This window comes from Pseudomonas sp. QLc11A (assembly GCF_052112305.1).
GTDB lineage: Bacteria > Pseudomonadota > Gammaproteobacteria > Pseudomonadales > Pseudomonadaceae > Aquipseudomonas > Aquipseudomonas laurylsulfatiphila.
In genome coordinates, this window is the sequence record NZ_JAVAJJ010000020.1 from 33,409 (window position 1) to 46,383 (window position 12,975).

The 12,975-nt window shown below is 61.3% G+C and carries 11 protein-coding genes and 3 tRNA genes; all 14 read left to right on the forward strand.

The features are described from left to right. Positions 1-15: 15 nt before the first annotated feature. On the forward strand, positions 16-642 hold the full coding sequence (locus Q8X48_RS24590; RefSeq protein WP_095965299.1) for a phosphoribosylanthranilate isomerase: 627 nt from the start codon (positions 16-18) through the stop codon (positions 640-642). A gap of 191 nt (positions 643-833) precedes the next feature. Then, a complete protein-coding gene (gene accD / locus Q8X48_RS24595) occupies positions 834-1,754 on the forward strand; it encodes an acetyl-CoA carboxylase, carboxyltransferase subunit beta (RefSeq protein ID WP_015095887.1) in 921 nt (306 codons plus the stop codon). Then, entirely contained in the window at positions 1,751-3,058 is a 1,308-nt protein-coding gene (gene folC / locus Q8X48_RS24600; protein WP_407800102.1) for a bifunctional tetrahydrofolate synthase/dihydrofolate synthase, read from the forward strand. The genes accD and folC overlap by 4 nt, the downstream gene beginning before the upstream one ends. Further along, complete coding sequence (locus Q8X48_RS24605; RefSeq protein WP_407800103.1) at positions 3,042-3,713, forward strand: SPOR domain-containing protein; 672 nt, start codon at positions 3,042-3,044, stop codon at positions 3,711-3,713. Before folC ends, Q8X48_RS24605 begins: the two co-directional genes overlap by 17 nt. A 98-nt stretch (positions 3,714-3,811) precedes the next feature. Continuing rightward, entirely contained in the window at positions 3,812-4,372 is a 561-nt protein-coding gene (locus Q8X48_RS24610) for a CvpA family protein (RefSeq protein WP_007975669.1), read from the forward strand. A gap of 41 nt (positions 4,373-4,413) precedes the next feature. Beyond that, the gene (gene purF / locus Q8X48_RS24615; protein WP_007975670.1) at positions 4,414-5,919 is read left to right on the forward strand and encodes an amidophosphoribosyltransferase; all 1,506 of its coding nucleotides are present in this window, start codon (positions 4,414-4,416) and stop codon (positions 5,917-5,919) included. Positions 5,920-5,992: 73 nt separating this feature from the next. Then, positions 5,993-7,204, forward strand: a complete 1,212-nt coding sequence (locus Q8X48_RS24620; RefSeq protein ID WP_407800104.1) for an O-succinylhomoserine sulfhydrylase — start codon at positions 5,993-5,995, stop codon at positions 7,202-7,204. Beyond that, positions 7,201-7,977, forward strand: a complete 777-nt coding sequence (locus Q8X48_RS24625) for an SDR family oxidoreductase (protein WP_126050498.1) — start codon at positions 7,201-7,203, stop codon at positions 7,975-7,977. The genes Q8X48_RS24620 and Q8X48_RS24625 overlap by 4 nt, the downstream gene beginning before the upstream one ends. Before the next feature lie 233 nt (positions 7,978-8,210). Next, positions 8,211-8,286 (forward strand) — tRNA-Val (locus Q8X48_RS24630). 53 nt (positions 8,287-8,339) lie between these two features. Continuing rightward, a tRNA-Asp gene (locus tag Q8X48_RS24635) sits at positions 8,340-8,416 on the forward strand. Positions 8,417-8,508: 92 nt separating this feature from the next. Then, positions 8,509-8,585: transfer RNA gene (locus Q8X48_RS24640), tRNA-Asp, on the forward strand. A 368-nt stretch (positions 8,586-8,953) separates the two neighbouring features. After that, a complete protein-coding gene (locus tag Q8X48_RS24645; protein ID WP_095965303.1) occupies positions 8,954-9,463 on the forward strand; it encodes a sigma-70 family RNA polymerase sigma factor in 510 nt (169 codons plus the stop codon). Then, complete coding sequence (locus Q8X48_RS24650; RefSeq protein WP_407800105.1) at positions 9,460-10,410, forward strand: FecR domain-containing protein; 951 nt, start codon at positions 9,460-9,462, stop codon at positions 10,408-10,410. Before Q8X48_RS24645 ends, Q8X48_RS24650 begins: the two co-directional genes overlap by 4 nt. A gap of 67 nt (positions 10,411-10,477) precedes the next feature. Next, positions 10,478-12,901: a TonB-dependent siderophore receptor gene (locus Q8X48_RS24655; RefSeq protein WP_407800106.1), complete on the forward strand. Its 2,424-nt coding sequence runs from the start codon at positions 10,478-10,480 to the stop codon at positions 12,899-12,901. Positions 12,902-12,975 lie beyond the last annotated feature (74 nt).

Below are 12,975 nucleotides of genomic sequence, written 5' to 3' on the forward strand. Positions count from 1 at the left end.
TGGAGTTGTGTCGACATGTCAGCCGTTCGCAGCAAGATCTGTGGGATTACCCGCATAGAGGATGCGTTGGCAGCCGTCGAGGCCGGGGCGGATGCCATCGGCTTCGTGTTCTATGCCAAAAGCCCCCGTGCGGTGACGTTCCAGCAGGCGCGCTCGATCATCCAGGCGCTGCCGCCGTTCGTGACCACCGTGGGCTTGTTCGTCAATGCGAGCCGTTGTGAGTTGGGTGAACTCCTCGACGCAGTGCCCCTGGACCTGCTGCAATTTCACGGCGATGAAAGCGCGGCGGATTGCGAAGGCTGGCACCGTCCGTACATCAAGGCGCTGCGGGTCAAGGCCGGTGATGACATCGCCGCGGCCTGTGATGCGTATGCCAGTGCCAGCGGTATCCTGCTCGATACCTATGTCGAAGGCGTTCCCGGAGGAACCGGTGAGGCGTTTGACTGGTCACTGATACCGCAAGGCTTGAGCAAACCGATCATTCTGGCCGGCGGCCTGACGCCGGATAACGTCGCCGAAGCCATTGCCCGCGTCCGGCCTTATGCCGTGGATGTCAGTGGCGGGGTAGAGGCGAGCAAGGGCATCAAGGATCACGCAAAGGTTCAGGCATTTATCAAGGCGGTACGCGGTAGCACCTGTTGATGTGACGGCTGGCAGACTGCCGCCGTCCACTGCACTGTACAAAACGGCTGAGGGTCATGGGGTGGTACGCAGGTCACGTTTCGCTGATCCGGCCATTCACTGATCATCGCCGCACACATGAATTTAGCGCTAGGGCATACACGGGGCTGCGAACCAGAGCGTTCGGGCCGCCGGTACTGGAGAAAGAAAGCATGAGCAACTGGTTAGTAGACAAACTGATCCCTTCGATCATGCGTTCCGAGGTCAAGAAGAGCTCGGTGCCTGAAGGTCTTTGGCACAAATGCCCGTCTTGCGAGGCTGTGCTGTATCGTCCGGAGTTGGAAAAGACCCTGGACGTTTGCCCCAAGTGCAACCATCACATGCGTATCGGCGCCCGCGCCCGTATCGACATCTTCCTCGACGTTGAAGGCCGTACCGAACTGGGTGCAGACCTGGAGCCGGTTGACCGTCTGAAGTTCCGCGACGGCAAGAAGTACAAGGACCGCCTGACCGCTGCACAAAAGCAGACCGGCGAAAAAGATGCGCTGGTTTCGATGAGCGGCACGTTGCTGGGCATGCCGATCGTGGTTTCGGCGTTCGAGTTTTCCTTCATGGGTGGTTCGATGGGCGCCATCGTCGGTGAGCGTTTTGTTCGCGCCGCCAACTACGCCCTGGAAAAACGTTGCCCGATGGTCTGTTTCTCGGCTTCCGGCGGTGCGCGGATGCAGGAAGCGCTGATTTCCCTGATGCAGATGGCCAAGACCTCTGCGGTGCTGGCGCGTCTGCGTGAAGAAGGCATCCCGTTCATCTCCGTGCTGACCGATCCGGTCTACGGCGGCGTTTCCGCCAGCCTGGCGATGCTGGGCGACGTGATTGTCGGCGAGCCGAAGGCGCTGATCGGTTTTGCCGGTCCGCGTGTGATCGAGCAGACCGTGCGTGAAAAACTGCCGGAAGGCTTCCAGCGCAGCGAGTTCCTGCTGGAGCACGGTGCCATCGACATGATCATCGATCGTCAGGAGCTGCGTCCGCGCCTGGGTAACCTGCTGGCGCAAATGATGGGCCTGCCGACGCCGAAGTTCGTGGCTGCACCCATCGTTCCAATCGTGGTTCCACCGGTACCTGCCAGCCTATGACCCAACGTACCCTTGGCGAATGGCTCGCCTACCTCGAACAGTTGCACCCTTCGGCCATCGACATGGGGCTGGAGCGATCGCAGCAGGTAGCGTCCCGCATGGGACTGGGCAAGCCGGCGCCACGGGTGATTACGGTCACCGGGACCAACGGCAAGGGTTCCACCTGCGCGTTCGTGGCTTCCTTGCTGCGGGCCCAGGGCTTGAAAGTGGGGGTTTACAACTCCCCGCACCTGCTGCGCTACAACGAGCGGGTAACGGTCAACGGCGTCGAAGCCACTGACGCCGAGCTGTGCGAGGCCTTTGCTGCGGTAGAGACCGGGCGTGGCGACACTTCGCTGACCTACTTCGAAATGGGCACCCTGGCGGCGTTCTGGCTGTTCCAGCATTCCGGGCTTGATGCGGTGGTGCTGGAAGTCGGTCTGGGCGGTCGTCTGGACACGGTCAACGTGGTGGATGCCGACATGGCACTGGTCACCAGTATTGGCGTCGATCATGCCGATTACCTGGGTGATACCCGAGAGTCCGTGGCCTTCGAGAAGGCCGGGATATTCCGCCAGGGCGCGCCTGCGCTCTGCGGCGATCTGAATCCTCCACAACCCTTGCTGGACAAGGCGCGCGAGCTCAATTGCCCGTTTTTCCTGCGTGGGCGCGATTTTGATCTGGGCATGACCGATCACAACTGGCAATGGCGCGGTGTCGATGCGCAAGGGCGTGCGGTTGAGCTGCGCGACCTGCCGTTGCTCGATCTGCCGATGGAAAACGCCGCGCTGGCGTTGCAGGCTTACCTGCTGCTTGGCTTGCCTTGGGTGGATGCGCAGATTATCGACGCGCTGCGGGCTACGAAGGTGGTCGGTCGTCTGGATCGCCGCGCGTTCGAGTGGCAGGGCAAGCGTTTGAATTTATTGCTGGATGTGGGGCATAACCCGCATGCGGCGGAGTATCTGGCCGGTCGTCTGGCCAGCCGTCCACCGGTCGGCAAGCGTCTGGCGGTGTTCGGGCTGCTGGCGGACAAGGATCTGGGTGGTGTTGTCGGCGAATTGAATGCTAGTGTCCAGCACTGGGCTGTCGCACCGCTGGATTCGCCTCGGGCGCGTCCGGTTGCGGATCTGCACGATGCATTGCAAGGTCTTGGTGCCTCGGTCACGTCGTACGACAGTGTAGCGGCCGCCCTGGAAGGGCAGTGCGCGCAGGCCACGAGCGACGACGAAATCCTGTTGTTCGGATCATTTTATTGTGTCGCCGAGGCCCTTGAATGGCTGGCCCGGCGGTCCACGGAGGAAGCGGCAAATGGCATTGCTGGATAAGGCATACAAACAGCGCATGGTTGGCGCCCTGGTGTTGGTCGCGCTGGCGGTTATTTTTCTGCCGATGCTGTTTTCCCGCCAGGACGAACAGCGCCAGGTGACGGTCGAAGCGCCGGCGGCTCCGCAGGCGCCTGCATTGCCCCAGGTGCAGGTCGAACCCGTGGTGGTGCCTGAGCCGCAAGCCTTGCCCCAGGAACCCGTGCCGAGCGATGACGAAATCGCCCAGCAGGAATCGGTTGTGCCCGCTGTGCCGGTGGCTCCGGTACCTGCTGCCAAACCGGTTACGCCGCCGCCTGCGCCTGCGCCAGCGCCAGTCCCGGCGCTGGCCGCCAAACCTGCGACCGCGCCTGCCCAACCCATCACGGCAGCACCCGGCAAGCCGGACACCACGCAAAGCCGTGTCGATGCCAATGGTTTGTCGGTCAGCTGGTCGGTGCAACTGGCGAGCCTGGCGAACCGCGAAAGCGCGGAAAAGCTTCAGAAAACCCTGCGCAGCCAGGGTTACAATGCCTACATCCGGACCGCCGACGGCAAAAACCGGGTGTTTGTCGGGCCGCTGATCGAGCGCGCAGAAGCCGACCGGCTGCGGGATTTGCTGAACCGCCAGCAGAACCTGAAGGGGTTTGTCGTGCGCTTTCAGCCTGAACGTGGTTAAAACTATCGCCCCGATATGAAATGCACTGACAATCGCAGCTTACCGATAAGCATGGGCTCTGCTAAAATGCGCCGCCTTATCCGTCTGTAGGCTGCACTGTGCCATTTACCTGGGTTGACTGGGCGATCGTAGCAATCGTCGCCATCTCCGCATTGATCAGTCTGAGCCGCGGCTTCGTCAAAGAAGCACTGTCGCTGCTGACCTGGATCATCGCAGGAGTCGTTGCCTGGATGTTCGGTGGCTCACTGTCCGAGTACCTCGGCGGGTACATTCAAACGCCATCGGCCCGTATAATCACGGGCTGTGCCATCATGTTTGTCGCCACTTTAATCGTAGGCGCAATGATCAATTATCTTATCGGCGAACTGGTTCGCGTCACCGGGCTCTCCGGGACCGACCGATTCCTCGGCATGGCCTTCGGCGCCGCGCGTGGCGGGTTGCTGGTGGTCATCGCCGTCGGGCTGTTGAGCCTGGGGCCGGTACAGCAGGACGGGTGGTGGAAAGAGTCACAGCTCGTGCCAAAATTTCTATTGGTCGCCGACTGGTCCAAAAACCTGATCCTCGGGTGGAGCAGTCAGTGGCTTGCCAGCGGAATCAGCGTACCCGCTGATATTCCGTTCAAGGAGCAACTCTTGCCGATGGCCAAAACGCCTCAGTAAGTGTTGTTCAGTTCAGATCCATTAAGTAGGGGTTGCGTCGCATGTGTGGCATCGTCGGTATCGTCGGTAAGTCGAACGTCAATCAGGCGCTGTATGACGCGCTAACCGTCCTCCAGCACCGCGGCCAGGACGCTGCCGGTATCGTGACCAGCCATGATGGCCGGTTGTTCCTGCGCAAGGATAACGGCCTGGTGCGTGACGTGTTCCAGCAGCGTCACATGCAGCGCCTGGTCGGTCACATGGGCATTGGCCATGTGCGTTATCCGACCGCGGGCAGCTCGACCTCGGCTGAAGCTCAACCGTTTTACGTCAACTCGCCTTACGGCATCACCCTGGCGCATAACGGTAACCTGACCAACGTTGAACAACTGGCCAAGGAGATTTACGAATCTGACCTGCGCCACGTCAACACCAGCTCCGATTCGGAAGTGCTGCTCAACGTGTTCGCGCACGAACTGGCCCAGCGCGGCAAGTTGCAGCCGACCGAAGAAGACGTGTTTGCCGCCGTCACCGACGTGCACAACCGTTGCGTCGGTGGTTATGCCGTCGTAGCCATGATCACCGGCTACGGCATCGTCGGTTTCCGCGACCCGCACGGCATCCGCCCGATCGTTTTCGGCCAGCGTCACACCGACGAAGGCGTCGAGTACATGATCGCCTCGGAAAGCGTTTCCCTGGACGTGCTGGGCTTCACCCTGATTCGCGACCTGGCGCCAGGCGAAGCGGTCTACATCACTGAAGAGGGCAAGCTGTACACCCGTCAGTGCGCGACCAACCCGTCCCTGACCCCGTGCATCTTCGAACACGTCTACCTGGCGCGTCCGGACTCGATCATCGACGGTGTGTCGGTCTACAAGGCCCGTCTGCGCATGGGTGAGAAACTGGCCGAGAAGATCCTGCGCGAGCGTCCGGATCACGACATCGACGTGGTCATCCCGATTCCGGACACCAGCCGCACCGCCGCGCTGGAGCTGGCGAACCACCTGGGCGTGAAGTTCCGCGAAGGCTTCGTGAAGAACCGCTACATCGGCCGGACCTTCATCATGCCGGGCCAAGCCGCGCGGAAAAAATCCGTACGCCAGAAGCTCAATGCCATCGAACTGGAATTCCGCGGCAAGAACGTGATGCTGGTGGATGACTCCATCGTGCGCGGCACCACGTGCAAGCAGATCATCCAGATGGCCCGCGAAGCCGGCGCCAAGAACGTCTACTTCTGCTCCGCGGCGCCAGCGGTTCGCTACCCGAACGTCTACGGCATCGACATGCCGAGCGCTCACGAGCTGATCGCGCACAACCGTTCGACCCAGGACGTGGCTGACCTGATCGGCGCCGACTGGCTGATCTATCAGGATCTGCCTGACTTGATCGAAGCGGTCGGTGGCGGCAAGATCAAGATCGACAAGTTCGATTGCGCGGTGTTCGATGGCCAGTACGTCACTGGCGACGTCGACGAGGCTTACCTGAACAAGATTGAGCAGGCACGCAACGATGCCTCCAAGGTCAAGACGCAGGCAGTCAGCGCGATCATCGATCTGTACAACAACTGAGTTTCTACCGGCCCTGAGGGGCCGGTTTTGTATCCGGCTTTTAAATTACGAGAATAGGGAAAGGAGTGACAGCATGAGTCAGGATTGGGATGCCGGTCGGCTGGACAGCGACCTCGAAGGCGTAGCGTTCGATACCCTGGCTGTACGTGCCGGTCAGCACCGTACGCCGGAAGGCGAACACGGTGATCCGATGTTCTTCACTTCCAGCTATGTATTCCGCACCGCTGCCGACGCAGCCGCGCGTTTTGCCGGGGAAGTACCGGGCAACGTTTACTCGCGCTACACCAACCCGACCGTACGCGCCTTCGAAGAGCGCATCGCCGCTCTGGAAAGCGCCGAGCAAGCCGTGGCCACCGCCACCGGCATGGCTGCGATCATGGCCGTGGTGATGAGCCTGTGCAGCGCCGGCGATCACGTATTGGTGTCGCGCAGCGTGTTCGGCTCGACCATCAGCCTGTTCGAGAAGTACTTCAAGCGTTTCGGCATCGAAGTCGATTACGTGGCGCTGGCGGATCTGTCCGGCTGGGATGCGGCGATCAAGCCCAACACCAGGCTGCTGTTCGTCGAGTCGCCGTCCAACCCGCTGGCCGAGTTGGTCGACATTGCCGAACTGGCGAAAATCGCCCACGCCAAAGGCGCGATGCTGGTGGTCGACAACTGCTTCTGCACCCCGGCCTTGCAGCAACCGCTGAAAATGGGCGCGGACATCGTCGTGCACTCGGCCACCAAATTCATCGATGGCCAGGGCCGTTGCATGGGTGGCGTGGTCGCCGGTCGCAGCGAGCAGATGAAAGAAGTGGTTGGCTTCCTGCGTACCGCCGGGCCGACCCTGAGCCCGTTCAACGCCTGGATCTTCCTCAAGGGCCTGGAAACCCTGAACCTGCGGATGAAGGCCCATTGCGCCAACGCCCAGCAACTGGCCGAATGGCTGGAGCAGCAGGCAGGCATCGAGAAAGTCCATTACGCCGGCCTCAAGAGCCATCCGCAGCACGAGCTGGCGCTGCGCCAGCAGAAGGGTTTCGGTGCGGTCGTCAGTTTTGAGGTGAAGGGTGGCAAGGAGGGCGCCTGGCGCTTTATCGACGCCACGCGGCTGATTTCGATCACCGCCAACCTGGGCGACAGCAAAACCACCATCACCCATCCGAGCACCACGTCCCATGGTCGCTTGGCGCCGCAGGAGCGTGAAGCGGCGGGCATTCGTGACAGCCTGATCCGTGTTGCGGTCGGCCTGGAAGACGTGGCGGACCTGCAAGCCGATCTGGCGCGCGGCCTGGCTGCGTTGTGATCGAGTTGTCTACGCCGACCACCGGCTCCAATGGCCGCGTAGCGCTGGTGACCGGTGCTGCGCGGGGCATAGGCCTGGGGATTTCGGCCTGGCTGATCAGCGAAGGCTGGCAAGTCGTGCTGACGGATCTGGACCGGGAGCGCGGTTCGAAAGTGGCGAAAGTGCTGGGCGACAACGCCTGGTTCATCGCCATGGATGTCGCCAACGAGGGGCAGGTCGCGCTGGGTGTGGCCGAGGTGCTCGGCCAGTTCGGGCGCCTGGATGCGCTGGTCTGCAATGCGGCGGTTGCCGATCCGCACAACATCACCCTCGAAAGCCTCGATCTGGCCCACTGGAATCGGGTGTTGGCGGTGAACCTCGGCGGGCCGATGCTGCTGGCCAAGCACTGTGCGCCGTACCTGCGCGCTCACAGCGGCGCCATCGTCAATCTGGCCTCGACCCGCGCCGCGCAGTCGGAACCCGACACCGAGGCCTATGCGGCGAGCAAGGGCGGCTTGTTGGCCCTGACTCATGCGTTGGCCATCAGCCTTGGCCCGGAGATACGGGTCAATGCCGTCAGCCCAGGCTGGATCGATGCGCGCGACCCCTCGGTGCGGCGTGCCGAACCCTTGACCGAGGCCGATCATGCCCAGCATCCGGCGGGCAGGGTGGGGACGGTCGAGGATGTGGCGGCGATGGTGGCCTGGCTGCTGTCGAGGAATGCCGGTTTTGTCACCGGCCAGGAATTCGTGGTCGATGGCGGCATGACCAAGAAGATGATTTACAGCGAGTGATATTGGCGTTGAATGTATCGCCCTCATCGCGAGCAGGCTCGCTCCCACATTTGAAAGCATGTCTTCTGAAGAAGTGCGGTCCATTGTGGGAGCGAGCCTGCTCGCGATGGCGGACTGATGGTTGCCGACATTGGCCGGAATGAAATGATTTTGTCTTTTTCAGAAAAACTTCAATCCTGCTATTGACTTAGGTTCGCTACCTGCGTAAATTTCGCGGCCTCGGAGATGCAAACGGGTGATTAGCTCAGCTGGGAGAGCGTCTGCCTTACAAGCAGAATGTCGGCGGTTCGATCCCGTCATCACCCACCACTCCCGAGATACTTGCGAAAGCAAGAGGTAGGCTGAAATGCCTCCACCGACGCGCAGCGGTAGTTCAGTCGGTTAGAATACCGGCCTGTCACGCCGGGGGTCGCGGGTTCGAGTCCCGTCCGCTGCGCCATATTTTCCGAGTCAGATTCATCTGGTTCGAGATTGAAAAGCTACTGAGTTTTCAATCAGACGAGTTACTTGAGCATCTGCTCAAAGCGATACGCAGCGGTAGTTCAGTCGGTTAGAATACCGGCCTGTCACGCCGGGGGTCGCGGGTTCGAGTCCCGTCCGCTGCGCCATATCTGCCTCAAGGCCAACTGAACGCCTTGGAGCTACGAAGAAACCACTGGTTACTTCGAGTCGATAGCAAAGACCCTGGTCGAAAGACCGGGGTTTTTTGTGTCTGCGATTTGGCTTTTTCTCCTGCCTCGCGCCCCTCAGGGTTCGCATCTGCCAGCCTGGCGCAGATGCCCGATGACTCTCGAAAATCTCCCTTAATAACCCGCAGCCCTGTTAAACCGGCGCCTGCGTGGCCGAAATGCCTGCCTGTCATTAAATAATTCAAGCATTTACCGGGTGCAATTCGCACAAAGGGCTTGGTTTGCCCGCACAACACTAATTAGAATGAGTCGCATTTAAAATATTTCTTCACCCAGGGTTCCTTCAGATGAGTGATGCCGCGATGCCGCCGGAGCAAGCCTTCCACGACCTGTACCGCGACCATCGGGGCTGGCTCGAAGGCTGGTTGAGACGACGCATGAGCAATGGCAGCGATGCGGCGGACCTGAGCCAGGATACCTTCGTTCGTGTCCTTGCCAGCTCTCAGCGCATCGCCGACTTGCAAGAGCCACGTGCCTACCTGGCGACCGTCGGCAAACGACTACTGAGCAACTTCTACAAGCGCCGCAGCCTGGAGCAAGCCTATCTCGATGCATTGGCGCTGCTGCCCGAGGACTGTGTGCCGTCCCCGGAGCAACGCTGGATCCTGCTGGAAACCCTGCAGGCCCTGGACGAATTGCTCGATGGATTGCCCGGGCCGGTACGCCGCGCGTTTCTCTTGAGTCAGCTCGAAGGCCTGGGCTACCAGGAGATTGCCGAGCGCCTGCAAGTCTCGGAACGCACGATCAAGCGCTACATGGCTCAAGCCTACGAACATTGCCTGCTGGTGGACATGTGAACGGTTCGGCACCTTCGGCCCAGGCCCGACAAGTCGTGCGGGCCGCCGCGCAGTGGCTGGCCCTCATGGAATCCGGCTGTGCCAATGAGCGGGACCGGGAGCAGCTGCAGAGCTGGCGCGACAGCCATTCCAGCCATGAGCAGGCCTGGCAGAAAGCGCAGTGCTTGCGTCAACGTTTTGCCGACCTGCCATCGGGCCTGGCCATGGCCAGTCTGGACCGGCCGCAAACCAGTCGACGCACGGTGCTCAAGCGCGCCGTCGGTGCAGTGGCGTTGCTGCCGACCGCCTGGTTGATCAGTCGGCAGTTGCCTCTGGATGCCTGGGGTGCCGACCTGCGCACCGCCACCGGGGAAAGCAAAAAAGTCCGGTTGGCCGATGGCAGTGCTGTGCAACTGAACACGGCCAGTGCCGTCGATATCGATCTGAAGAGCCGGCGCCTGACACTGGTGGACGGCGAAATGGCACTGAACGTGCCCGGGACTTCGCCGCTGACGATCCTCACGCGCTTCGGGCAAGTGACCGTCAGTCAGAGTGAAGTGTGTGTGCGGCAGGGGCAGACGGGATGCAAGGTGTCAGTGCTTCGAGGCACGGTTCAGTTGCAGCCTCTGCACGGGCCGGTCTTTTCGTTGCGCGGCGGCCAGCAAGTCAGCCTTCAAGCGGCGGGTGCCGGCGCTGTGGAGCCATTCGACGTGCTGGCCCCTGGCTGGCGTGACGGCGTGCTGATGGCGCAGAACCAACCTTTGGGGGACTTCCTGCGTGAACTCAGCACCTATCGTCCTGGCGTGTTGCGTTGGGAGCCAGCGCTGGAATCGCTGCGCATCACCGGCAGTTTTCGCCTGGAAGACACCGATCGCATCCTCGCGCTTCTGGCGGTCAGCCTGCCGCTGGAGGTGCATTCGCGTACGCGTTATTGGGTAACGCTGGTGCCGCGCAAAAATAATGCTTAACGCGTGTCCCCTTTTTTCGCGGCGCTTGTCATTCAAGGCAAGTGAAACGAAATCAGAGAGATTCTCAATGCCCGTAGTGATGCCTTGCAGTACGCGTCTGGCCCCATCCCGGTTGCGCCCGTTGTTGCACTTGAGTCTGTTGTTGAGCCTGAGTGCCTGTCCGTTGTTCATCACTGCCGGTTGGGCCGAAGACGCGCCACGGCGCAGCTATCAGGTGCCAGCCGGTAGCCTCGGCGCGGCGCTGACCCGTTTCGCCGGGTTGGCCGGGGTCAATCTGTCCGTAGACCCGGCACTGGTGAGCGGGCGCACCAGCCCTGGCCTTTCCGGCGACTTCGCGGTGGAGGAGGGCTTTGCCCAACTGCTACAGGGTTCCGGTCTGCAACTGCAACCGGTGGGCGAACAGGCGTACATGCTGGCCCCGGCGCCAACAGGCAGCACCCTGCAACTGGGCGCTACCTCTATTTACGCGACGGCGGACACGGCGCATGGTGATCCGTACGCTGGCGGGCAGGTCGCACGCCGTGGGTCGCAAGGCTTGCTGGGCTCGAAAGACTTCATGGAGACGCCGTTCAGCGAGACCACCTACACCAGTGAGTTGGTGAAAAACCTGCAGGCTCGTACCTTGGGCGACCTGGTTGCCAGCGATCCCTCGGTTCGCGCCACCAACCCGGCGGGTGGGCGGTATGAGCAGTTCACCATTCGCGGAATGAGCCTGTTCAACAGTGATGTCTCCTACAACGGTCTCTACGGCATTCTGCCGACGTACACCATCGACATGGAAATGGCCGATCGCGTCGACGTCCTCAAAGGCCCGAGTCAGCTGATCAATGGCATCTCGCCGCGAGGCAGCGTGGGCGGCGGGATCAACGTGGTGCCCAAGCGCGCCACCGACATGCCCATTACTTCGTTTACCGGCAACTACGCTTCCGACAGCCAGGTCGGCGGTGCGGTAGATATCGGTCGGCGTTTTGGTGAGGGGGACATGTTCGGTGTTCGTTTCAACGGCGTGAAGCAGTCCGGCGACACCGAATGGGATCACCAGAGTGTTGACCGCGAGATGGCAGTGCTGGGCCTGGATTTTCGCGGTGAGCGCCTGCGGCTCTCGACGGACGTCGGGCATAACGAGCGTGACACCGACGCCCCGCAGGAGCGTGTGCAGGTCGGCGCCAAAGCTCAGGTTCCGCACGCCAGCGATGTTCGCCACAACTATGCACAGCCGTGGAGCAAGGCGCGGACCAAGGACACCTTCGGTACGGTGACCGGCGAGTACGATGTCAGCGATTCCGTCATGGTGTACGCCGGGGCGGGTGCGCGTAAAAGTAATCACGACTTCCTTCGGCACGCCGTAGCGGTCACCAACAACGCGGGCGATTTCAGCGTTCAGCCACGTGACTTCACCCGCGACGAAAATGTCCGGACAGCCAACGCCGGGGTACGCAACTGGTTCCATACCGGTCCGGTGAGTCATGAAATCAACCTGGCTGCCAGCTACTTCTACATGGACTTCGAAAACGGTGGCGCCCGTTATGCCGCCGCCCCGAGCAACCTCTACAACCCGGTGGAAACACCTACACCCATCACGCCCACGCGACTCGACTCGGAGGTTTATACCGAGAACCGTTCCAGCAGCGTGGCGTTGTCCGACACATTGGGCTTCTTCGATGACCAGGTGCTGTTGACCCTCGGTGCACGCTGGCAGCGAGTGCAGGTTGACGACTGGGCGGATAATGTCAAAGGCGATACTGGCTACGATGAAGAAAAGGTTTCGCCCTCGGGCGGCATCCTGTTCAAGGCCACCGACAAGCTCTCGTTGTATGCCAACTACATGGAAGGCCTGAGCCAGGGCAAGATCGCCCCGTCGACCTCGGTGAACGAGGACGAGATCTTCCCGCCGTTCATCAGTCGGCAGGTCGAGGTCGGTGCCAAATATGATGCGGGTGCATTCGCCGTTACCACTGCGGTGTTCCGGATCAAGCAGCCGGCCTATGAAACCAACGCCACCACGCGGGTTTTCGGCCCGAACGGCAAACGCGAAAACAAGGGTGTGGAAGTCAACGTGTTCGGTGAGCCGCTCAAAGGTTTCCGCCTGGTCGGTGGCGTCATGTACATCGACAGCGAACTCACCGACACCACCAACGGCACCTTTGACGGCAACCGCGCGCCCGCCACGCCGGAATACAACGTCAGCCTGGGGGGCGAGTGGGACGTGCCGAATGTTCAAGGCCTGACCCTCACCAGCCGCGGCATCCATTCCAGCTCACAGTATCTGGACCAGTCCAACAACAAGGAAATCGATGCCTGGACGCGTATCGACGTGGGCGCGCGCTACGCCTTCAAGGTTGAAGAAAAGAACATCACCCTGCGTGCCAATATCGAGAACGTGGCCGACAAGCGCTACTGGAGTTCGGCCGGGGCTTCGGATGACAGCGAGCCTGGATTGACGCTCGCGACGCCACGAACCTACCTGCTGTCGGCGACCGTCGACTTCTGAATCGATTCAACCGTGAGTTGCGCCACAGGGAAGGGCGCGACCGAGTTGTGTCATGAATCGATTGCAGAGGACGA